At 53.6% G+C, this 23,000-nt stretch carries 21 protein-coding genes and 2 riboswitches; of the genes, 18 read left to right on the forward strand and 3 right to left on the reverse strand.

The features are described 5' to 3' along the window. The first annotated feature begins 7 nt into the window (after positions 1-7). From KNP84_RS11635 to KNP84_RS11650, 4 genes are all read left to right on the forward strand, one after another. Positions 8-1,378 (forward strand): MATE family efflux transporter, encoded by a 1,371-nt coding sequence (locus KNP84_RS11635; RefSeq protein ID WP_029596101.1) that lies wholly within the window; start codon positions 8-10, stop codon positions 1,376-1,378. A 172-nt stretch (positions 1,379-1,550) separates the two neighbouring features. Then, positions 1,551-2,696: an N-acetylglucosamine-6-phosphate deacetylase gene (gene nagA / locus KNP84_RS11640; RefSeq protein WP_215114842.1), complete on the forward strand. Its 1,146-nt coding sequence runs from the start codon at positions 1,551-1,553 to the stop codon at positions 2,694-2,696. Then, on the forward strand, positions 2,693-3,457 hold the full coding sequence (nagB, locus tag KNP84_RS11645) for a glucosamine-6-phosphate deaminase (protein WP_058765690.1): 765 nt from the start codon (positions 2,693-2,695) through the stop codon (positions 3,455-3,457). Before nagA ends, nagB begins: the two co-directional genes overlap by 4 nt. A gap of 151 nt (positions 3,458-3,608) precedes the next feature. Further along, positions 3,609-4,712 (forward strand): LCP family protein, encoded by a 1,104-nt coding sequence (locus KNP84_RS11650; RefSeq protein WP_021065222.1) that lies wholly within the window; start codon positions 3,609-3,611, stop codon positions 4,710-4,712. Positions 4,713-4,745: 33 nt separating this feature from the next. On the opposite strand, the gene KNP84_RS11655 is transcribed toward KNP84_RS11650, so the two are convergent. Next, positions 4,746-5,474 carry a GntR family transcriptional regulator gene (locus KNP84_RS11655; RefSeq protein WP_029596096.1) on the reverse strand — a complete coding sequence of 243 codons (729 nt, stop codon included), beginning with the start codon at positions 5,472-5,474 and terminating at the stop codon, positions 4,746-4,748. Positions 5,475-5,570: 96 nt separating this feature from the next. Here KNP84_RS11655 and KNP84_RS11660 point away from each other — a divergent pair, with 96 nt between their 5' ends. From KNP84_RS11660 to KNP84_RS11710, 11 genes are all read left to right on the forward strand, one after another. After that, positions 5,571-6,731 (forward strand): alanyl-tRNA editing protein, encoded by a 1,161-nt coding sequence (locus KNP84_RS11660; protein ID WP_215114843.1) that lies wholly within the window; start codon positions 5,571-5,573, stop codon positions 6,729-6,731. Further along, positions 6,725-7,153: a GNAT family N-acetyltransferase gene (locus KNP84_RS11665; protein ID WP_021065225.1), complete on the forward strand. Its 429-nt coding sequence runs from the start codon at positions 6,725-6,727 to the stop codon at positions 7,151-7,153. Before KNP84_RS11660 ends, KNP84_RS11665 begins: the two co-directional genes overlap by 7 nt. A gap of 77 nt (positions 7,154-7,230) precedes the next feature. Beyond that, positions 7,231-7,411: riboswitch (Lysine riboswitch) on the forward strand. Between the two features lie 114 nt (positions 7,412-7,525). Then, positions 7,526-8,725, forward strand: coding sequence for an aspartate kinase (locus tag KNP84_RS11670; protein ID WP_251131233.1), 1,200 nt, complete (start codon positions 7,526-7,528; stop codon positions 8,723-8,725). A 12-nt stretch (positions 8,726-8,737) separates the two neighbouring features. Beyond that, entirely contained in the window at positions 8,738-9,733 is a 996-nt protein-coding gene (locus KNP84_RS11675; protein ID WP_215114844.1) for an aspartate-semialdehyde dehydrogenase, read from the forward strand. Between the two features lie 12 nt (positions 9,734-9,745). After that, positions 9,746-10,627, forward strand: a complete 882-nt coding sequence (dapA, locus tag KNP84_RS11680) for a 4-hydroxy-tetrahydrodipicolinate synthase (protein WP_021065228.1) — start codon at positions 9,746-9,748, stop codon at positions 10,625-10,627. Next, positions 10,624-11,373, forward strand: coding sequence for a 4-hydroxy-tetrahydrodipicolinate reductase (gene dapB / locus KNP84_RS11685; RefSeq protein ID WP_029596093.1), 750 nt, complete (start codon positions 10,624-10,626; stop codon positions 11,371-11,373). The genes dapA and dapB overlap by 4 nt, the downstream gene beginning before the upstream one ends. After that, positions 11,351-12,058, forward strand: coding sequence for a 2,3,4,5-tetrahydropyridine-2,6-dicarboxylate N-acetyltransferase (dapD, locus tag KNP84_RS11690; protein ID WP_021065230.1), 708 nt, complete (start codon positions 11,351-11,353; stop codon positions 12,056-12,058). Before dapB ends, dapD begins: the two co-directional genes overlap by 23 nt. A gap of 46 nt (positions 12,059-12,104) precedes the next feature. After that, positions 12,105-13,031 (forward strand): branched-chain amino acid transaminase, encoded by a 927-nt coding sequence (locus KNP84_RS11695; RefSeq protein WP_021065231.1) that lies wholly within the window; start codon positions 12,105-12,107, stop codon positions 13,029-13,031. 13 nt (positions 13,032-13,044) lie between these two features. Beyond that, complete coding sequence (alr, locus tag KNP84_RS11700; protein WP_215114845.1) at positions 13,045-14,133, forward strand: alanine racemase; 1,089 nt, start codon at positions 13,045-13,047, stop codon at positions 14,131-14,133. Continuing rightward, positions 14,103-15,395, forward strand: coding sequence for a diaminopimelate decarboxylase (lysA, locus tag KNP84_RS11705; RefSeq protein WP_251131234.1), 1,293 nt, complete (start codon positions 14,103-14,105; stop codon positions 15,393-15,395). Before alr ends, lysA begins: the two co-directional genes overlap by 31 nt. A 117-nt stretch (positions 15,396-15,512) precedes the next feature. Beyond that, positions 15,513-16,061 (forward strand): nitroreductase family protein, encoded by a 549-nt coding sequence (locus KNP84_RS11710; protein ID WP_021065234.1) that lies wholly within the window; start codon positions 15,513-15,515, stop codon positions 16,059-16,061. 442 nt (positions 16,062-16,503) lie between these two features. Here the strand turns inward: KNP84_RS11710 and KNP84_RS11715 are convergent, their stop codons facing one another. Further along, complete coding sequence (locus KNP84_RS11715; RefSeq protein ID WP_029596089.1) at positions 16,504-17,031, reverse strand: gamma carbonic anhydrase family protein; 528 nt, start codon at positions 17,029-17,031, stop codon at positions 16,504-16,506. A 120-nt stretch (positions 17,032-17,151) separates the two neighbouring features. On the opposite strand from KNP84_RS11715, the gene ade reads away from it, so the two are divergent. The 3 genes from ade to KNP84_RS11730 all read left to right on the forward strand — a co-directional run bounded on the left by ade (position 17,152) and on the right by KNP84_RS11730 (position 21,200). Next, positions 17,152-18,861 carry an adenine deaminase gene (ade, locus tag KNP84_RS11720; protein ID WP_215114846.1) on the forward strand — a complete coding sequence of 570 codons (1,710 nt, stop codon included), beginning with the start codon at positions 17,152-17,154 and terminating at the stop codon, positions 18,859-18,861. A 117-nt stretch (positions 18,862-18,978) separates the two neighbouring features. Continuing rightward, positions 18,979-19,263 carry a hypothetical protein gene (locus tag KNP84_RS11725; RefSeq protein ID WP_021065238.1) on the forward strand — a complete coding sequence of 95 codons (285 nt, stop codon included), beginning with the start codon at positions 18,979-18,981 and terminating at the stop codon, positions 19,261-19,263. A gap of 57 nt (positions 19,264-19,320) precedes the next feature. Continuing rightward, positions 19,321-19,495: riboswitch (Lysine riboswitch) on the forward strand. 112 nt (positions 19,496-19,607) lie between these two features. Then, positions 19,608-21,200, forward strand: coding sequence for a Na+/H+ antiporter NhaC family protein (locus tag KNP84_RS11730; protein ID WP_021065239.1), 1,593 nt, complete (start codon positions 19,608-19,610; stop codon positions 21,198-21,200). 113 nt (positions 21,201-21,313) lie between these two features. On the opposite strand, the gene KNP84_RS11735 is transcribed toward KNP84_RS11730, so the two are convergent. After that, positions 21,314-22,942 carry a peptide ABC transporter substrate-binding protein gene (locus KNP84_RS11735; protein WP_021065240.1) on the reverse strand — a complete coding sequence of 543 codons (1,629 nt, stop codon included), beginning with the start codon at positions 22,940-22,942 and terminating at the stop codon, positions 21,314-21,316. Positions 22,943-23,000 lie beyond the last annotated feature (58 nt).

Raw genomic sequence — 23,000 nt, forward strand, 5'->3', positions numbered from 1 at the left:
GTTGCCCATGTATCAAACACATTCACTAAATGAAAAAATCAAACTGTTCTTCACCATCTTCTTCCCGATTTTGGTGACACAAGTGTCCTTTTACTTAATCAGCTTTTTTGACACAGTCATGTCGGGCCGAGCCGGCGCCGTCGATTTGGCGGGTGTCGGGGTCGGGTCGAGTTTATGGATGCCGGTGTATACGGGATTGAGCGGGATTCTGCTCGCTGTCGCCCCAATCGTCGCCCAGGCGCTCGGGGCCCGCAATATCCAGCAGATTCAACGGACGCTGTACCAAGGCGTATACTTAGCGATCGGTCTGAGCATCGCGACGCTCGTGCTCGGCTTTTGGCTCGTCCCGACGGCTGTCGACGGCATGGGACTGAGTGAGGAAGGGAAACGGATTGCCAAAGGGTATTTGCTCGCACTCGGATTCGGGGTGTTGCCGATGTTCTTGTTCAACGTGCTACGCACGCTCATGGACTCGCTCGGCAAAACGCGAATCTCGATGCTACTTATACTATTAGGGTTACCCATTAACGTCGGATTAAATTACATCTTCATCTTTGGAAAACTCGGCGTCCCGGCCTATGGCGGTGTCGGGGCGGGAATCGCCTCGGCCATCACATATTGGTTGCTCTTCTTTATGGCGTTCGCGTTTGTCCGGAACGGCAAGCCTTTCCTTGAATATCGTTTCTTGCGCTCAGTGGAGCGTATCTTCTGGCCGAGACAGAAAGAACTGCTCAAGCTCGGGACACCGATCGGGCTCGCCATTTTTGCGGAAGTGAGCATCTTTGCGGCGGTGACGTTGCTCTTGAGTGAATATGGAGACAATATCGTCGCGGCCCACCAAGCGGCCATCAACTTCGCTTCATTTGTCTATATGTTGCCGTTGTCCGCGTCGAGCGCGCTGACGATTGTCGTCGGCTATGAGCTCGGGGCCCGGAGGCTGAAGGATGCCGTACGCTATGCCAAAATCGGTATCGTCCTTTGTCTCGGTGTGTCATCATTCTCGGGAGCGCTTCTGTTTTGGCAAAATGAACGGGTTGCGGCCATCTATACGAACGATGCGGCCGTCGTGGAACTCGCGGCCCACTTCATGATTTTTGCGGTCTTCTTCCAATTATCGGATGCGGTCGCCGCCCCGATTCAAGGGATTTTACGCGGGTTCAAGGACGTCAACGTGACGCTCATCTTGTCGCTCATCGCCTATTGGGTCATCGGCCTCCCGCTCGGCTATGCGCTTGCCGAACAGTTCGGTTTCGGACCGGACGGCTATTGGATTGGTTTGATTGCGGGTCTAGCGGCCGGAGCCGTGTTGCTGGTCATGCGTCTCATTCATATCGTCAAACGGTATGAGGCCCAACCGATTACGAACGAAACATCCTAACCGAGACAGGTTGACGCTACGGCGTCAGCCTTTTTGTTGTTTGAGGGGGAAACAGGATGGGCAAAGAACTGGGGAAATCGAGTTTGTTAGTTAGTAATATTGGTCTATACAACTATACTGGTTTTTGATATGATAACGATGAAGCTACTTGAAGAAAGGTGGATGACCGATTATGGTGATCATCAATGCACACATCGTTTCGGGGGACGAAACGTGGGAACGAGGCTATATCCAATTCGATGGCAAGACGATTGTGAGCGTCGGTGCGATGGAGGACTATCAGGCAGGAACAGATAAAGAGATTGACGTTCGTGGGGCACTCGTGACGTCAGGCATGATTGACGTCCACATCCATGGCGGTTACGACGTCGATACGATGGATGCGGACGTGGATCGACTACGTCATCTCAGCCGTTCGATGCTCGCTGAAGGTGTGACGTCTTATTTTGCGACGACGATTACACAGTCACCGACTGCCATTACGAAGGCGTTGCAAGCAGCCCGGACTGTCATCGAGGCGGGAGACACGTCACTCGTCGGCATCCATCTAGAGGGACCGTTCGTCAACGTCGACAATGCGGGGGCACAGCCGGCCGAATATATTATCGATCCCGATGCAAGTCAATTCCGCACATGGCAACAGGAAGCGGGCGGTCACATTCGCCTCGTCACGTATGCGCCGGAACGTCCGGGAGCACGTGAGCTTGAACAGGTGATGGGTGAAACCGGTGCAATCGGATCGACCGGACACACGAACGCCACGTTTGCCGAGAACAAGGAAGCGAACGTCAAGCATGGCACGCACTTATACAATCAGATGCGAGGGATTCATCATCGGGAGCCGGGAACGGTCGGCTATTGTCTGTTGGAGCGGGACGTCATGGTTGAAATCATTCCAGACGGGATTCACAGCCGTCACGAGATGGTCGACTTCGCCTATCGCATGAAAGGGGCAGACGGTCTCGTCGTCATTACGGATGCGATGCGCGCCAAAGGTCTTCCGGACGGCCGTTATGAACTCGGGGGTCAACCGGTCATCGTCGAAGGCGGGGCGGCTCGACTCGAAGCCGGGAACTTGGCCGGCAGCGTCTTGACGATGGACGCGGCGTTCCGCAACATGCTGTTATACACGGGATGCACGGTGCAAGAAGCGGTGAAGATGACGTCGGCGAACCAAGCGCGTGAGTTCGGTTTGACGAACAAAGGGGCCATCGCGCCTGGCTTCGACGCGGATCTCGTCATTTGGGATGACGCGATGACGGTCGTGACGACGATTCATCAAGGACAGGTCAGTTATTCGAAGGAGGACATGCAATGAACATATTAGTGGCGAACACACCGACGGACGCAGAAGAAATCGCATATACACTCATCAAGGAACGGGTCGCCGGGAAGCGCGATTTCGTGCTCGGACTCGCGACGGGCAGTACACCGGTCGGGATGTATCAGATGTTCAAACGAGATCGGCTCGACTGCAGTCATGTGACGAGCGTTAATCTTGATGAGTATATCGGGCTCGCGCCGAGTCATCCGCAAAGCTATCATCACTTCATGGAAGAGAAGCTGTTCAATGACATCCCATTCAAACAGAGCCATCTGCCTCACGGTGACGCGGCCGACCCGGAAGCGGAAGCGGCTCGCTATGAACAGCTCGTCCGCTCGATTGGTGTCGACCTGCAATTGCTAGGCATCGGAGAGAACGGACATATCGCCTTCAATGAGCCGGGTACCGCGCTCGATGCGAAGACGCATGTGACCGAACTGACCGAGTCGACGCGTGAAGCGAACCGCCGTTTCTTCGATTCAATCGAAGACGTGCCGACGCAGGCCATCACGATGGGACTCGATACGATTATGAACGCACGCGAGATCGTCCTCGTCGCGACCGGTACCCGTAAAGCCGAAGCGGTGCATCACATGATTGAGAGCGTGCCGACGATTGACTGGCCGGCTTCCATCTTACAGGCGCATCCAAGTGTGACCATCGTGCTCGATGCCGAGGCGGCCTCGGCTTGTAGCGATGTGTTACAGGCGCGTGGCAGTGAAGCGGCCGACCGATTCTTTTCGATCCGAGCTTGATGACCTGGAGACACTTGTCTCCAGGTTTTTTTCTCGTTAACTGTGGGAAATTGTATGGAAATGGATTTGTAATCAAAACGTTTTCGACAAAAGTCGAGGTTTCCTCTATAATAGGTGAAGCTCATATCATTCGATCGCGAAGGAGAAACTCATGAATTCAAGAACCCAAGCTCGTAGACGGCGCAAAGGCCCGTCTGCGTTTTATAAGCTGTTCAGCGCCCTTGTATTGATTGCCGTCATCGTTGGCTCAAGCATGTATGGAACGGCTTTTTATAAAGCGCATAACATGCTGTCAGGTACTCAAGTGACGCTTGAGGATGATCCGACTATCGAACCGACTCGATTTGATAAAGAGGATACCGAGAGCTTCCTCGTGCTCGGGACGGACTTGTCCCCGCAGAAGAAAGCGCGCGGCGAGTATGGTCGGTCTGACGTCATGATTGTCGTCATTCTGAACAAGAAAAACAAACAGACGACGATGCTCAGCATCCCGCGTGACTCGTACGTCAACATCGACTATACGGGCTTCAATATCCCGTACGGTAAGACGGGTCTCGATCAAGACAAAATCACGCACGCCTATTACTTCGGGTCGATGGATGAATCGAACCCGAACAACGGTATGCGGATGGCGACGAACACGATTGAAGACTTGGTCGGCATCGACATCGACCACGTCGTCTCCCTCAACTTCCAAGGGTTCGTCGACTTCATCGATGCCGTCGGCGGGGTCGAAATCGACGTCCCGTTCTCGTCTGAACAGAAGAGTTACGACGCCTCACGAGAAGTCGTCCAAGTCGAAGCAGGGCTTCAGCAGTTATCGGGCGAAGAGGCACTCGCTTACGTCCGTAACCGCTATGACGACCCGCGTGGAGACATCGGTCGCGGACAGCGTCAGATGGAAGTCATCAATGCCGTCCTTGACCAAGCGCTCGGCACGTCGCTCATCAACAACTACGACAAAGTGTTGAAAGCAGTCGGGGACAACATGCAGACGACGCTCGGTCCGAACGACTATATGCGTTTAATCGAGGATGTCGGCGCCCTCAACAACACGGTTCAATATCAGTTGACCGGTGAAGGGGCCCGCGGTGTCGACGGTCATTTCTATTACTTCTTGAACGAGCCGTTGCTCGAAGAAGTTCGTTATCGCGTCCAACAGGCCGATGCCGGGAATGAAGTCGAGCCGATGACCGATACCGAGCTTGAGACGTATATGTACGACCCGGCCGGAATCACGTATGAAGCACAATAAAAAAATGGTTTGCCGTCTGCGGCAAACCATTTTTTATGTGCGTTCCATCGCAACGGTGAACGAGTAGGCGTCGCCGCGGAACAAGGAACGGCTATATTCGAACATGTCCCCGTTCTCGAGATACGTCCGTTGGTCGATTAAGAGCACAGGGGCGTTCGGAGAAATCGTCAACAGCTTTGCTTCCTCCGGTCCCGCGCTCCTCGCCTCGAGGGTTTGGGTCGCATTCTTCAACCGGAGCCCTGACTGCTCGGCGAACTCGTAAATCGAACCGACGGCATCTGTCTCGGTCAAGTTCGGTAGTAAGGCGACCGGGATGTATGCCGTCTCGAGGGCGAGCACGTTCTCATCGGCGAGACGGAGACGTCGCATCTCATAGACGGGCGTGTCGAGCGCGACGCTCAATTTTTGGGCGATTTTGGCCGGGGCTGAAATCGTCTGGAACGACAACAGGCGGCTAAACGGACGCATGCCCCGATGTTTGATTTCTTCTGAGAAACTTGTCAATCCGGACAAGGCCATCGTGATTTTCTTGTTGGCGACGAACGTGCCTCGGCCTTTTTGACGGCTCAAATAACCGGCGTTGACCAAGTTTGTGATCGCTTGGCGGACCGTCATCCGGCTCACGTTATAGCGCTCGGAAAACTCCCGTTCGGATGGGATGGATTCTCCGGGTTGAAGCTCGCCGGCATCTATTTGTTGCTTTAAATAGGCTTCGATTTGATAATAAATAGGTAGCGGTGATTGTTTATCAATCTGTAACATGCATATCGCTCCTGACTGCTAAAGTAAGTGTTTCTTATTATAGACCAAATTAGACTAGTTGTCTGAACATATCCTACAGAAAAGGCGGCGATCAAGATGAAGCCATGGCAATTTGAAACGACGGTGACCGACGTCCGCACCGATGTGCGCGGGACGTGGGTCGCGCTTGAATCCACATTATTTTATGCGGAAGGCGGGGGCCAACCTCCGGACGTCGGAACACTCGACGGACAACCCGTTCTCGATGTGCAACGGGTCGAGGAGGTCGTCTGGCATTTAGTCGAACCGGGGCTCGAACGTGGGACGTTCGTGACCGGCATAGTCGATGAAGCGATCCGTCACGACCACTCGATTCAACACACGGCTCAGCACGTTTTGACAGCTTTATTGGAAGACGAATACGGCATTCAGACGCTCAGCTTCGGCATCGGACAAGAGGAGTCGTCGCTTGAAATCGAGACAGAGACGCTCGATTGGACTCAAATCGAGTCGTTGGAACGAGACGTGCAACGCATCATCTTTGAGAACCGTCCCGTCTCCACGTACGAACTCGCGTCCGCAGAGGTCGAGGTCGATCGGTTACGCAAACCGACCGATCGCACCGGGATGATCCGGATCGTCGACATTGAGGGACTCGATTACAACGCGTGCGGTGGGACACATGTCGAGACGACCGGCCAACTTGGAATCGTCCATGTGACCTCGATGAAGAAAGTTCGTGGGAACGTTCGTTTGACGTATGTTGCCGGTCACCGGGCCTTGTCCGCCATCCATTCGTCACGGACGGCGTTGCGGACGATTCACCAAACGTTATCGACGACGAACGAGACGGTCGCTGCCCGTGTCCTCGAGGAACGAAATCTTCGTCTCGAGCGGGACAAGGAAGTGAAGGCGCTCGAGGCGCGCGTCGCGAAAGCGAAAGTCGCTGCCTTTTTGCAGGAAGACAATTACGTCATCACCCATATCGGTAAGACGGAAGCGGAGACGTTGACGACGACCATCGTCGAACGCATCGCCGCGACGGGCCGAATCGCTGTTGGAGCCAATCATACGGGTCAAAAGCTATGGCTCATGCATGACGGGACACATGACATCGCCATCGGTAAATTCTTAAAACGGACGCTCGACGACCTCGGCATCGGTCGCGGTGGCGGCAGTCATAAACAAGCCCAGGCCCGATTCGAATCGGTCATCGAGTTGGAACGCGCGACGGCAGAAATCGTGAAACGGCTTCAGGAAGGGATGGTATCATGTTGAAGATTGAGCACGGCACGGAAGCAGAACTGATTGAACAGGCACGGGTTGTGCGGGCGACAGTGTTTATTCACGAGCAAGGCATCGCCCCTGAAATCGAATATGATGAGCTTGACCCAGCCTGCATCCATTTCGTCGGGACAGTGGACGGTGAGCCGGTGACGACGGCGCGTCTGCGTCCAATCGGTGACGCGGTCGGGAAAGTCGAGCGGGTCGCCACACTCGCTTCGGCGCGCGGCAACGGGTATGCGAAAGAGGTTATGCTCGCTATCGAGTCCGTCGCCCGGACGAGCGAGTTACATGAGCTCAAACTTGGCGCTCAACTGACGGCACTCCCTTTCTATGAGCGTCTCGGATATGAGGCGTACGGTGACGAATTTTTAGACGCGGACATCCCGCATCGGATGATGAAGAAGACATGGTGATTGTTTTTAGAAATTTTCCTTTTTTCTAAAAAAAGGTTGGCAAGCCGGGATGCATTTGTTATAACTAAAACTAACAACTGACAGATAGAGGTTGCGAATGACATGAGTACGCTTGATCGACACGGACGCATTCCGGATCGAGCCGAAAGGGGAATTTCGCCGAAGTCGACGTTCGCATGCGTACGAACGAAGGCTGGGGTAGTCGTGAATAACGCCTACACTGCCATGGATGAAATGCCATGGAGCGCTATCTACGGAACGATTCTTTAATCGTTTTTCAACTGCGCGTACAAGCGGCAGACCGTAGGGAGAGTGCTTCCTACCGGTCTGCCGCTTTTTCTGTTGGTGGACATCATGAAAGTGGGGAACCTGATGACAACCGTATTGAAATTTGGAGGCAGCTCCGTTGCCACGATTGAACAAATCCAGGCCATTTCCGAATATTTACAGACACGGGCCGCGGCCGGAGAAAAACTTGTCGTCGTCGTCTCCGCGATGGGGAAAACGACCGACTCACTGTTGTCACTCGCCAAACAAATCACGGAACGCCCGATGATTCGTGAACTGGACCGCTTGCTCGCGGTCGGTGAGGAGCAGACGATCAGCCTGCTCAGCATCGCTTTAAACTCTCGAGGCGTGGCTGCCATCTCGCTTACCGGACAACAAGCCGGGATCGACACGATGGGCATTCACACGAAAAGTAAAATCAAGGCGATTCGCAAAGAAGTGCTCGAAGAGAAGCTCCGGACATATGACGTCGTCATCGTCGCCGGTTTCCAAGGTGTCAACGAGTTCGGTGATGTGACGACGCTCGGACGAGGCGGATCGGATACGACCGCTGTCGCCTTGGCCGCCGTCCTCAGCAAACGCTGTGAGATTTACACAGACGTCGCCGGTGTTTATACGGCTGACCCGCGCATCCATCCGACGGCCCGCCGATTAGATACCGTCTCATATGACGAGATGATGGAGATGAGCGCGCTCGGGTCGAAAGTGATGGAGATGCGTAGCGTAGAGCTCGCGAAAAAATTTGATGTGAACATCTTTGTAGGAAAGACGCTTGCGAGCGAAGGAGGAACATGGATCATGGATATGACACAGGCGATGGAACAAAAAGCGGTGACGAGCGTGAGCGTCGTGAAGAACGTGCTCAGCGTCTCAATCAAACATATTCCACATTCGGTGGCAGGAGTTGCCGACATTTTCGAGAAATTGTCACAGCGTCATGTCAATATCGATATGATCAGTCAGACCGCGTTCGATGGTGAAGTATTCCTGTCGTTCACCTGTCCGCTCGATGAAGAATCGTTTCTCGAAGAGGCGCTCGCGGAACTGACTGAGACGTTCCCACAAATCAAAATCGACCGTCATACCGAGCATGCGAAAATCTCGGTCGTCGGCATCGGCATGCGTGACGCGACCGGTGTCGCAGCCGAACTGTTCGCCACGTTCCGCGAGAGCGGAATCCCATTCTATCAAGTCACGACATCCGAGATTAGCATCTCGTACACGATTAACGAACAAGACGTCGAAGCAGCCGTCGCGGCCATCGCGACCCGCTTCAAGTTATAAGGAGGACGCCACATGTATAACGTAGCCGTCGTCGGTGCGACCGGTGCCGTCGGCCAAAAGATGATTGAAGTATTGACCGAGTATGAATTCCCGATTAACGAATTGATGTTGTACGCATCATCTCGTTCGGCCGGGAAGACCGTGAACGTGAACGGCAAGGACGTCGTCATCCGGGAACTGTCGGACGCGATTTATGCGGACCCAATCGATATCGCGCTCTTCTCAGCCGGTGGGAGCATCAGTGAACAATATGCGCCTTGCCTGAGTGAACAAGGTGTCATCGTCATCGACAACTCGAGTGCATTCCGGATGCAGGCGGACATTCCGCTCATCGTACCGGAAGTGAACCGAGTCGAACTGAGCCCGGACAAGACGCTCATCGCCAACCCGAACTGCTCGACGATCCAATCGGTCGTCGCGCTCGCACCACTCGCGGAAGTATACGGATTGACGCGTGTCGCCTATACGTCGTATCAAGCCGTCTCTGGCTCGGGCCAAAAAGGGATTGAAGACTTGGAACGCGGAGCACGTGGGGAAGAGCCGAAGAACTATCCGTATCCGATTTACGATAACGTCTTGCCACACATTGATGTGTTCTTAGAGAACGGTTATACGAAAGAAGAACAGAAGATGATTGAAGAGACACGCAAGATTTTAAACGCGCCGAACCTCGGTGTCACCGCAACATGTGTCCGTGTCCCGGTCCGCAACAGCCACGCCGTCTCCATCACAGTCACGCTCGACCGCGACGCGACGCTCGCCGAAGTGAAAGCCGTGCTCGCGGACGCGCCAGGTATCGTCTTGATGGATAACCCAGCGGAGCTCGTCTATCCGACACCGCTCGATGCGAACGGGACAGACGACGTGTACGTCGGTCGTATCCGTGTCGACGAGTCACAGCCGAACACGTTCCATCTTTGGTGCGTCGCTGATAACGTTCGAAAAGGCGCGGCAGCGAACGCCGTCCAAATCGCCCAATGCATGATTGGGCAGACTGCTACGAAATAAGGGGGAGATTATATGTTCACAGGAGTCGCAACCGCACTCGCTACACCGTTTCAAGCAGACGGTCAGCTAAATCTCACAGCGTGGGAAGCGTTGATTGAAGATCAAATTAAAGAAGGTGTCAGCGGTCTCGTGATCGGGGGAACGACTGGTGAGGGCATGACCATCACGGACGAAGAGTTCGAGACGCTTCTCGTCAAAGCGATTGAAGTCGCTGCCGGCCGCGCCGTTATCATCGCCGGAACCGGGTCGAACAACACGGCGCTCAGCATTCAAAAGACGAAACGGGCCGCCGAACTCGGAGCCGAGATGGCGATGGTCGTCACGCCTTATTACAACAAGTCGACGCAAGCGGGTCTGATTGCCCACTTCACAGCGATTGCCGACGCGTCACCGATTCCGCTCATGCTCTACAACGTACCATCGCGGACGGGCGTCGCCCTTGATCCGGCAACGGTTGGGGAACTCGCTGATCACCCACGTATCGCTGCGCTCAAAGAAGCGAGCGGGGATATCTCAGTGATGGCTCAAATGATGGCGCACGTACCGGAAGGGTTCCCAGTCTATTGCGGGAACGATGATCAAATCCTTCCTTATATGGCTTGGGGGGCGCAAGGTGTTGTCTCGGTCCTTTCGAACGTCTATCCGGGTGCGACGGTCGCATTAGCTGAAGCGCTCCTCGCCGGAGATTTGGAAACGGCACGCACATGGCAGCTCCGACTGCTCCCGGTCATCGACGAATTGTTCGCGGAAGTGAATCCGATTCCGGTCAAAGCAGCATTGAATGCACGCGGCTTCGAGTTCGGTGCACCACGTCTCCCGCTCGTCCCGATGAGCGCGACGGCCGAGGCCCGCTTGTTATCGGCAATGGAGCAGTTCAATGAGGTGAGACAGTGAACTTACTCATTCATGGATACGGCGCGATGGGACAGATCGTCGAAGAAGTCGCCCGGACACAAAACTTGACCGTTGCAGCCATCGTCTCACCGGCTGGAGGGGAACATCCCGTCTCGATACAAGATGTCGAGGCCGACGTCGATGTCGTCATCGACTTCTCGAACCCGGCGTTGTTGGATGACGTACTCGCGTTCGGGAAAGCCAAGCAAATCCCGCTCGTCATCGCGACGACGGGCTTCTCGGAAGCAGAGCTCGCCAAAATTGAAGCGGCGTCTCAGGAGATCCCGATTTTCCAGTCGTATAATACGTCTTATGGGATCGCGCTCCTGAAACAGTTGCTCGACCAACTCGTCCCGCTCACGCTCGGTTATGACATCGAAGTGATTGAGGCGCACCACCGCAAAAAAGTCGATGCACCGAGCGGGACGGCGGAATTGCTCGCCCGTGCCATCGAGGCGAAACGCGACGTGACACCGGTATATGACCGGACACCGCGCCGCGAAGCGCGTGCAGCCGATGAACTCGGCATGCATTCGGTACGCGGGGGGACGATTTTTGGAGAACATACCGTCCTCTTTGCCGGAGACGACGAAATGCTTGAATTGAAACACACGGCCCTGTCCAAACGCGTCTTCGCGAACGGGGCACTCGCTGCGGCGGCAACGATTCTTGACCGCCCAGCCGGACTATACAATTTAACGAACCTATACGAGGAGGCCACTCATGTTACTCACAAACGCTTATGAAATCGCGCAATACATTAAAGATGCCAAGAAAGAAACGCCTGTCAAATTGTACGTTAACGGTCAATTGGCCGGTCTGACAATCGAAGATGCCAAAGCTTTTGGAACAGACGAGTCGAAACTGTTCCTTACAACGGCTGAACGTGCGGCTGCTTTCCTAGAAGCGAACGCTGCCGTCATCACGGACACGCACCTCGAGTACGATCGCCGGAACAGCGCCGTACCGATGCTCGATACGACGCAGTTGAATGCCCGCATCGAACCAGGTTCGTTCATTCGCGACCACGTTCAAATCGGGAACAACGTCGTCGTCATGATGGGTGCTGTCATCAATATCGGTGCCGTCATCGGTGACGGGTCGATGGTCGATATGAACGCGGTCATCGGTGCCCGCGGGACACTCGGGAAAAACGTCCACCTTGGCGCTGGCGCTGTCGTGGCGGGTGTTCTTGAGCCACCTTCAAAAGATCCGGTCATCATCGAAGACGGTGTCATGGTCGGTGCGAACGCCGTCATTTTGGAAGGCGTCCGCATCGGTGAAAATGCCGTTGTCGCAGCAGGTAGTGTCGTCACGCAAGACGTACCGCCAGGCGTCGTCGTTGCCGGTACACCAGCCCGCGTCATTAAGCAAAAAGATGAAAAAACCGCAGAAAAAACACAACTTGTTGATGACTTACGCTCCCTGTAACGTATAATAGACAGAAAATATCAAAAATGAATGGGAGAGTTGAACAATGGAACAGTATGGACAATGGATGTGGCAAGACGGGGCTTGGATCGAGCCGAGTGATGCGAACACGAGTATCATGACGCACGCAATTCACTACGGTAGTGGGTTCTTTGAAGGGATTCGGGCATACCACACAGAGGAAGGCCCGGCCATCTTCCGACTCCGTGAACACTTGGAGCGACTCGTTCGTTCGTGTGCATACTATCACGTCGACTTGCCGTACACGGTCGATGAGCTCGAACAAGCAACAATCGAATTGATTGAACGCAACGGATTTGAAGCTTGTTACATCCGCCCATTCGTTTTCCTCGGCACACCTTGGCAGGCACTCATGCCGACGCAGGAAACAAAAGTACACGTCGCGATCTCGTGCTGGCCGCTCGGCGAATATTTCAGCAAGACGGTCGGAATCCGTGCGAAAGTCGCCTCGTATCGCCGCGTCTCTTCGACGATGATGCCGATGCAAGCGAAAGCGGCAGCGAACTATATGAACTCGCAACTCCTTAAAGGAGAAGCGGTCCGTGATGGATATGACGAAGCGATTGCCCTCGACATGAACGGAAACGTCAGCGAGGCGAGCGTCGCCAACATCTTCCTCGTAAAAGGAAACAAAATTTTCACACCGTCACTCGATTGCTCGGTGCTCGACGGCATCACGCGTCAAACGGTGATCGAACTTGCCCGTGAGGAAGGGTTCGAGGTCATCGAACGCCACATCGGACGTGACGAACTATATGTCGCAGATGAGATTTTCTTGACAGGAACGGCGGCTGAAGTGACGAGCGTCATCGAAATCGACAATATTTCGATTGGTGGCGGCGTTCAAACGGTCGCGACGAATATGCTCTCGCGTTACCGTGAGGCTGTGACAGGACAAATCGCAGGCCACCGTGATTGGGTCACGTTCGTCAAAGCTGGAGTCAAAGAGTAAAGGAGTTTTTTGTATGGGAGTCACAATTGACTTGAATGCGGTTCGCGAAAACAAACGTCGGATTGAAGCGCTTGGCCGACCGGTGTTCGCCGTCGTAAAAAACAACGCCTATAACTTAGGGATGGAGCCAGTTGTGACGACACTGTACGAAGAAGGGGTGCGTCACTTCATGGTGACGACGCTTGACGAGGCGAGCGAGGTCCGGGCATCAGCTCCGGAAGCACGCGTTCTTGTCATGAACCCGGTATACGAGTGGACAAGCGTCCATCGTGACCAACTTGACGTCGCCATCGGTTCCTATGACTGGCTCGTCTCGCAACGGGACCAGCTCGACGGGGTCCGGCTTCATTTGAAGCTCGACGTCGGCATGAACCGCTTCGGTGCGAAGACGTTCCAGGAAGCGTTGGCCATCGTCGCCTTTTGCCAAGACGAGGGGCTCGATCTTGTCGGGTTATGTACACACTTCCCACTCGCTGACGCGGATAACGCCGAAATCGAGCACAGTGTGCACGTGGAACGGTTCGCCGACTGGTCGAATCGTCTCATGGAGCGGCATACGTTCGACATCGTGCACGCAGCCAACAGTGCAGCGACGCTTCAAGCGGATCCGCGTCTCGGGCATTGCACGCACGTCCGTGTCGGCATCTTTCTCTACGGCTACTCTTCGGTCGAACCGGTCGATTGGCTCATCCCGGCGTTTCGCTGGGAAACAGAAGTCGTCGCCGTGCATGACATCGAGGCCGGTGCCCACGTCGGTTACGGTACGGGCTACACGGCCGAGACGAAAGAACGCATCGCCGTGCTCTCGGTCGGCTATGGTGACGGACTCATGCGAGCCCGGCGCTTCTTACCAGCCCATATCGACGGACGAGCCTATCCGTTCATCAGCAACATTTTCATGAGCCACAGTTTTTTACGCGTCGATGACACCGTACAAGTCGGAGATCGTGTGGAGCTGTATGGCCATCTTACGAAAATCGATGACGTGACCCGTACCGGTCACGCCAATAACTCAGAACAATTATGCGCACGCTCATGGCGTGTCCCGCATCGCTTTGAAGGAGGCAATGTATGTACACCACCAACCAATCAGTTTGTATGATCGAAGGCGTGTCCGTCCGTGAACTTCAAGCGACGTACGGGACACCGCTCTATATCATGAGCGAGCCTGAACTCGAACGTCGTCTCGACCTTGTCCGGAACGCGTTCCTCGACAAGTATCCGAACACGTACGCGCTGTACGCATCGAAAGCGATGTCGATTGCGGCCGTATACGATAAAGTGATGGCAGCGGGTCTGAGCATCGACGTCGTCTCGCGGGGCGAGATGTTCGTCGCGCTCCACGCCGGTGTCCCGGCTGACCGGATTCACGTCCACGGCTCGAACAAGACGGTGCAGGACATCACGTTCGCGCTCGAGAACGGAATTACCCACTTCACCATCGACAACATGCGTGAGATTGGGCTGTTGTCGGGTCTGGCCGCTAAGCAAGGGGTAGACGTCGATGTCTTGCTCCGCATCGTCCCACAAGTCGTCGGAGGCGCCCATGAGGCGATTCAGACGGGCGGGGTCGATACGAAGTTCGGCTTCCCGACCCATGATGATACGTATCTCGAAGCGATCAAAGCGACGCTACAAGCGGAACGACTGCAACTGCGAGGCATTCACTGTCACGTCGGCTCGCAGATTCAAGAACCGACGCTGTTCATCAATACGGTCAAAACGATGGTCAACTTCATCGAGACGATCCGTCAAGAGACGGGGTATACGGCCGACGTCTTGAATATCGGTGGCGGCTTCGGTGTCGCCTATCTCGAGTCGGACGACCCGCTCGACTTCGCCGACACGATGACGCAAGTGATGGACACGCTCGTCGCGGAAGTGGAACGCTTCGGCTTGCCGCTTCCGAAAATCGGCATTGAACCGGGCCGTTGGCTCGTCGCCAACGCCGGCGCGACGCTCTATGAAGTCGGGACGGTGAAAGAAGTGAGCGGTGTCCGCACGTACGTCTCGGTCGATGGAGGGATGACGGATAACATTCGTCCCGCTCTCTATGACGCTGAATATGACGTCATTGCGGCGACACGGATGGATGAAGCGAAGACGCTCGAGGCGAAAATCGTCGGGGCGTGCTGCGAGTCGGGAGACATCATCTCGAACCGTTCGCTTATCCCGCCGGTCGAAGCTGGTGATCTCTTGCTCGTCAAAGCGACGGGAGCGTATAACTTCTCGATGGCAAGCAACTATAACCAGATGCTCCGCCCGGCCGTCGTCTTCGTGAAAGACGGGACACATCGTCTCGTCGTCCGGAGACAGACGCTCGAAGACTTGGTCGCCTGTGAGATTGTCGGACAATCGACGTGACGCCATAAACGCATTCCTGATTCAGGGATGCGTTTTTTAATGGAAGTCGTTCTTCTTCAAATGAGAAATGCTTTTAATTATGATGGGGGAGAGAGAACAGAGGGGGAAGTGACTTCAATGGAAAAGACAGCAGGACAACAGTTGATTGAATCGCGGCGGACGATTCGCATGTTCACGGAAGAACCAATCGCGACGAAAGTACTCTATGAGTTGTTGGCGTCAGCTCACCAAGCGCCGTTTCATAACAAAGTCGAACCGTGGAATCTCTATTTGTTCAACGGGGATGGAAAAGACGTCTTGCTTCAGGCGCTCGAGCCGGCGTTTCAAGATGGACCGGAATCGAAACGTGAAAAGATCGCCGGGCGGATTCGTAACGCGGCCGCATGTGTCTATGTAACGACGAAAGCGTTCGAGACGGACAAAGGGAAGAAAGATGCGCTGCTCGCGACGGCGACGATGATTCAAAACTTTCATTTATTGTGTAGTGAGCAACAAATCGGCCTCGTCTGGCGGACGGGCGGTATTTTTGAGGATGCCAGGCTTCAAGAGATGATTGGAGCTGAAGGGGAGACGTTTGTTGGGTTACTCCAGCTCGGTCGTTACGAAGACGTGCCACCGACGAAGCAACGTCAATCGATTGACGCTAGTTTGACAATTTTTGAGTGAACGAAAAGGCCCGAGCGTAGGTGACTACGACCGGGCCAATCTTTATAGGTCAATGAGACTGAGCCGTTCATGTGAGCGCTCAGTTTATTTTTTTAACTTGGCTGCAAGCCAGTCTTGAATGACATTCGTTGGAATCATTGTGTTCACGTTCCCTCAGTTTTAATTTCTTTCTCTGTATTATTATCCAATTGCAGTCGTTCCCAAACCTCTCGATGTGTACCTTGTAGCGTATCATCGAACGAATCCTCGATATGCAGGCAATAGCTTGGGTTAACGGACGAAGCGTACAAGTCTAACATCAGTTCGGCATGATTTGGATACATACAAATTGGCCCCTTTCGACACGTCGGCTTGACTACATCCTCAGTATACAAAGGAAACATAAAGAAAAATCGGGGAAATCGTTAACATTTTATGAATCTTGTAAACGCTTTCACAAACTTTATGTGGATGTCAGTGGTTCACACGTCTGTCTGTACTGCTCGGCTCGCTTCGCATATTTGTTGACGGTCCGTTCCATGATGAAGCGATCTTCGTCGTTAAGCGGACGGACGACTTTGGCAGGGACGCCCATGACCATGACGCCTTCCGGAATTTGCATGTTCGGTGTGACGAGAGCACCAGCGGCGATGAACGAGCCCTTCCCAATTTTTGCCCCGTCGAGAACGGTGGCATGCATCCCGATGAGACAACCTTCTTCAATCTCACAGCCGTGAATCATCGCCATATGTCCGATGGAGACGCGGTCATGAATGACTGTCGGGGAACCTTCATATTGGTGGACCATCGATCCGTCTTGGATATTCACGTAAGAACCGATGCGAATCGGTCCCTCATCGCCTCGAATGACCGTGTTGAACCAGACGCCGGAATGGGCGCCGATGGTGACATCACCGATCACGTGGGACCCAGGTGCGAGAAAAACCGTCTCGTCAACTTGCGGCATCAATTTGCCTAATTTGTACTGCATAAGTGTAACCCCTTTCAAACAGATATGCTTTCATTGTCGCATAAGTTGAAAAAGAAATTGCGCCTGAAAGATTATTCTTGTTAAGATAGTAAAAATACGTAGGAAAAAGGAGACACACAGATGGAGAAACAACATTTGATCGACATCGCGGCGAAGAAAAAGAAAGCAGCGGTCGTCTTTAAAGATGTGGCGGTCATCGACGTCTACAGTCGTGAGACGATTCGCACGGATGTCGCTATCGATGCGGGATACATCGTGGCCATCGGGGACGGCTACGAAGGGGAGACGGAATACCACGACCCGTCCTGGACACTCGCACCGTCGTTCATCGATTCACACGTCCATATTGAATCATCGATGGTACCGCCTCACGAGTTCGCCAAGGCGGTCCTGCCGCTCGGAGTCACGACAGTCATCGCCGATCCGCATGAGATTGCGAACGTCAACGGGGCGCTCGGAATCGAGTATATGTTGGCGGATGCCAAAGGCTTGCCGCTCGATGTGCGCATGATGCTCCCAAGCTGTGTGCCGGCGACACCGTTCGAGCACGCAGGTGCGAAGCTATACGCCGAGGACTTGGCACCATTTTTAGGAGATCCGGGCGTACACGGTCTCGGCGAAGTGATGGACTATCCGTCCGTCGAGTCGGGGAGTGCGGATATGCTTCAAAAGATCGCCCAGACAGAACTTGCCGGAAAAGTCGTCGACGGTCATGCCTCAGGTCTTGGCCCGGATCAGTTGAACGTGTATCGCACGGCCGGCATCATGACCGATCATGAGTGTACGACGGCTGAGGAGGCGCTCGAACGGGTGCGTCGCGGCTTTTACGTTCAAATTCGTGAAGGGTCGGTTGCCCGGAACGTGGAAAAAGTCAGCCGGGCCATCACGGAGAGCAACGCCCACCGGTTCTTATTCTGTACGGACGATAAGCATTTGGACGATCTCGTCGTTGAGGGTGGGATCGACTACAACATTCGCATGGCCATCAAACAAGGCGTCAAGCCAGAGACGGCCTATGCCGTTGCCAGTCTGCACGCGGCCGAGGCGTATGGACTAACCGACGTGGGTGCTATCGCCCCGGGCAAGCGCGCGAACTTTGTCATCTTGTCAGACGTCGAATCGGTAACGATTGACACCGTCTATGTGAACGGGAAAGTCGTCGCTAAAGATGGTAAGGCGACGTTCGAGGCTGACGGGATTGAAGTGCCGAAACCGATGAAAGGTGAGCTGAAGCTGCCGGACTTGACGGCTGATTCGTTCCGTTTAGCCGTGAAGGAAGAAGCGGTCGATGTGATTCAAGTATTGCCGAATAGTCTCTTGACGAAGCGACAGCGTCTTGTCTTCACACCTGACGCGTCCGGAGCCGACCTCAAGCAAGATATCGCCACGCTCGCCGTCATCGAACGCCACCACGGGACGGGTCATATGGCCCTCGCACCGGTAACCGGTTTCGGCTTGAAACGAGGGGCGCTCGCGGCCACGGTCGCGCACGACAGCCATAACCTCGTCATCGCCGGGGTGAGCCCGGACGATATGTTGCTCGCTGCCGAGACGCTTGAAAAAGTGGGCGGTGGGGTCGTTGCGGTGTCAGAAGGCAAGGTGCTGGCCGTCTTACCGCTTGAAATTGGTGGACTCATGACGAAACGTCCGTATGCGGAAGTGGCGGACGTGCTCGAACAGTTGAACGATGCGCTCGACGTCGTCGGGGCTTATCGTCACTTCAACCCGTATTTGACGATGTCGTTCCTGGCGCTTCCGGTCATCCCGGATTTGAAATTGACCGATATGGGACTATTCGACGTGACGACGTTCTCATTCATCGAGTCGTAAGTCAGTCTAACGTATGATTTTTGTTAAGAACGACCCGAAACGATTGAACGGCTCGGCTTAAGTTGGTATAGTTACGACAAGTTTCATCGGTAAACATGGAAAGGGGGGATATCACAGATGGAACAAGTTGCTTACAACCGGTCGTATGATGAACATGGGGATTTGATCAATTCTGTATATCGTGCCTTCCAAGACCGATGTCAAGAATTGCCCGACGAGACGCGGACGAAACGGCGATTGCGTCACCTTATTTTCTTAACGATTAAAGAACATACGACGTCACACGCTGAGCGTTTTGTCTTATATCATTTCTTTAGTGATTTCTTTAAAGCGGTCGAGTCAGACGACCAGGCTGCACTCGCGGTGTTGAAACAAATCATCCGAGATGAAAAAAACTATTGATTAGTCACTATGACCTATGATAATTTAGACGTAACTTTAAATGAATATTCGTGCTATCGATGAGGTAGAGGTGCGATGCTGATGAGTAAGTAGTCCGAGGATGACAACGGTGAAGACTACAGAAAGGCAAGATCGCCGAAGTGTAAAGTCATGTCTCTGACTTTGTGCTGGGCTGACGGGAAATACCCGTCAGACTGCCATACATATTTACGTATGGAGCGCTCCAAGTCGGCTAAGAAAGACGGAACATCCAGCGAGGGTGTCGGCTTTGTTGCCGATGCCCTCGCTTTGCGTTTTTTTAAGCATAGGGGGGCCTCATCTCTAACAAAAGAGGAGGAAATCACATGGTAGATTATTCAACTTCGGTACTCTCACTCGTACCGGCTTTATTGGCCATTATTATGGCCATCACAACACGGAAAGTCATTCCGTCACTCGGTGTCGGGATTATTGCAGGGGTCCTATTGCTTCACAATTTTAACCCGCTCGAATCGATTCAATATTTGTGGTCGAACGTCATCGCCTTATTCTGGGCCGACGGAGCCATTAATGAATGGAACGTGCTCTTGATTGCGTTCTTGCTCTTGCTTGGGATTTTGTCATCGATCATCCAAACGTCGGGCGGCGCCCGCGCGTTCGGAGAGTGGGCCGCTTCAAACGTCAAGACAGCCCGTGGTGCTCGTCTCGTCTCGTTCGGACTTGGGATTTTAATTTTCATCGACGATTACTTTAACAGTTTAGCCGTCGGGAACATCAGCCGGCCACTCACAGACCGTAAAAAAGTATCACGTGCGAAACTCGCCTACATGATTGACTCGACTGCCGCACCGGTCTGCGTCATCAGCCCGCTCTCGAGTTGGGGAGCTTATATCATCGCCATCATCGCAGGTATCCTGGCGAAGTATTCGATTGATAGCTACTCATCGTTCTCAGCGTTCATCCAAATCATCCCGATGAACTTCTACGCGGTATTCGCGCTTCTCTTGACGGCTTACGTCGCCTACACGGGACTTGCCATCGGACCGATGCGCACACATGAACTCCGTGCCCTCCAAGGGGAGCTCTACGATACATCGAAAGGTGCACCGATGGGGATGAGTGAAGACTTGAACGAACATGAAGGTGGAAAAGTACGTGACTTGATCGTTCCGATTATCGCCTTGATTATCGCGACGGTGTCGGCCATGCTCTACACGGGCGGACAGGCGCTTGCCGCTGACGGTCAGAGCTTCTCGTTGATCGGAGCGTTCGAATCAACAGACGTGACACGTTCCCTCGTAACGGGTGCTGTCATCAGCTTGATTGTCGCCCTCTTATTGTTGATTGGCCGCAAGATTCCGGCGAAAGACTATGGACAAGCGACATGGGGCGGAATTCGCGCCATGTGGCCAGCCGTGCTCATCTTGTTGTTTGCTTGGACGATTATCGCCGTCATCGGTGACATGAAGACAGGTGACTACTTGGCAAGTTTCGTTACGGATTCGATTTCACCATCTTACTTGCCGTTCCTCTTGTTCATGATCGCCGGTCTCATGGCGTTCTCGACAGGAACGAGCTGGGGGACGTTCGGTCTCATGCTTCCAATCGGAGCCGATTTGATTATGGCAGTCGAGCCGGAGCTCTTGCTTCCGACACTTGCCGCTGTTCTCGCCGGAGCGGTGTTCGGAGACCACTGTTCACCAATCTCGGATACGACGATTCTTAGTTCGACGGGTGCTGGATCGCACCATATCGACCACGTGTTGACGCAACTTCCATACGCGTTGATTTCAGCGGGCGTGGCAGCTGTCGGATATTTGGTACTCGGTGTTTCGGGATCGATGTGGATTGGATTCTTTGCAGCCCTCGCGACGTTCATCGTGGCTCTCATCATTGCACAAATCATTTCAAAACGCGGACGCGTACCAGCCGATATGCGGGCTGAGCGCGAAGCGTAATCATCTAGATAGGGGACGTACCACAACTTCGTGGTACGCCCCCTTTTTTTGCGTCACAACGGCATAGCCCCAACAAACAAACCCTGCCGCAAGCAAGCGGCAGGGTTTGTGGGTTAGTTGACGTCCAACCATTTGAAGCTAGCGTCAGCTCCGAACGGGTGGCGGTACATGTTTTCGATGTTTGAACGCTCAAGGTAAGCTTCACCTTTTTGGTAAATCGGTGCGATCGCGAAATCATCTTCGAGCAAGATGCGTTCGGCTTCTTGCATCGCTTCCCAACGTTTCATTTGATCGGCTTCTTGTTTCGCGCCTTGAATCAACTTGTCGTACTCGTCGTTCGAGTAAGCCATGCGGTTGAACGGACCGTCTGTGACCCACATGTCGAGGTACGTCATCGGATCTTGATAGTCAGGGCCCCAACCGGCAGCGGAGACGTCATAGTCGCCAGCGCCTTCAAGTTCAAGGAAGTTTTTGAACGGCTGTTGCTTAATGTTAAGTGTGAGGCCAGGAAGGTTCTTCTCGAGCTCACCTTTGATATACTCGTTGACTTTCTTGAACGCTTCTTCGTCACGTGAGAGGAACTCAAGTTCGATTGTCTCGACACCGAGTTCGGCAAGACCTTTCTCCCATGCAGCTTTCGCCTCGTCGACGTTATAGCTTTGAAGGTCTGGATACTTCTCGCGGAAGTCAGCTCCATCTTCTGTGAACGTGAAGTCTTTCGCGACGATATAGTTGGCCGGCTGTGAACCGTCCGTCAAGATGACGTCTGTGACGCCTTGCTTATCGAAGCCTTTTGCGAGTGCCTCACGAATGTTGACGTTTTGAAGTGATTCGTTCTTCTGGTTGAAACGAAGGAAGTTGATTCGTGCGTCGGCACGTGTCTTGAACTCATCCGAGTCTTGGAATTGTGGAACGAATTCAGATGACAAGAGCGTGTAATCGACTTCGCCCGATTCGAACAAGTTGACGCCCGTCGCGACTTCTTTAACGACCTTGACGTTGATCGTATCCATCTTGACGTTTTCAGCGTCCCAATACTCTGGGTTCTTTTTATAGACCCAACCTTCATTGTCTTGCCAGCTATCTAACACGTATGGTCCGTTGTAAAGTGTCTTATCGACAGCTGTCGCAAACGACTCGCCTTGTTCTTCGACGAACTCTTGCTTTTGCGGCATGTACGTCGGGAATCCTGTCAACCCGAGGAAGTAAGGGGCAGGTGCCTCCAATTGTACTTCGAGTGTCTTCTCATCGAGCGCTTTCGCGCCAAGCGTATCGAGTTCTTCTTCACCTGCGAGAATCTTATTGGCGTTTTTCAAATCTTGAAGGATATACGCGTACTCGGCACCTGTCTCAGGATTGAGGGCACGTTTCCATGAGTAGACGAAATCTTCAGCTGTGACCGGTGAACCGTCTGACCAGTTCGCGTCACGCAATTTGAAGGTGTATGTAAGTCCATCTTCTGAAATTTCTACGTCTTCAGCAATTCCCGGTACCGGTTGGTTATTTTCATCCAGACGATACAGTCCCTCGAAGACGTTGTTCGTCACGATGATTGACGTCGAGTCCGTTGTGAGCGTCGGATCGAGCTGTGGTAAATCTGTCGCCGAGACGAGCGTGATTTCCTTTTTCGCATCACTTGATGAAGACCCTTCAGACGAATCTGTTGTTTCTTCTCCACCGCCACATGCTGCTGTCGCAAGCAAAGCGACACCCGATAAAGCTAACCATTTTTTGTTGCGCATTGTGTTACCTCCCGAAAATTCTGATTGTTTCGAATATATTGCAATTAAACTACAAACA

This window comes from Exiguobacterium sp. s70 (genome assembly GCF_018618315.1).
In the GTDB taxonomy this organism is placed as follows: domain Bacteria; phylum Bacillota; class Bacilli; order Exiguobacteriales; family Exiguobacteriaceae; genus Exiguobacterium; species Exiguobacterium chiriqhucha.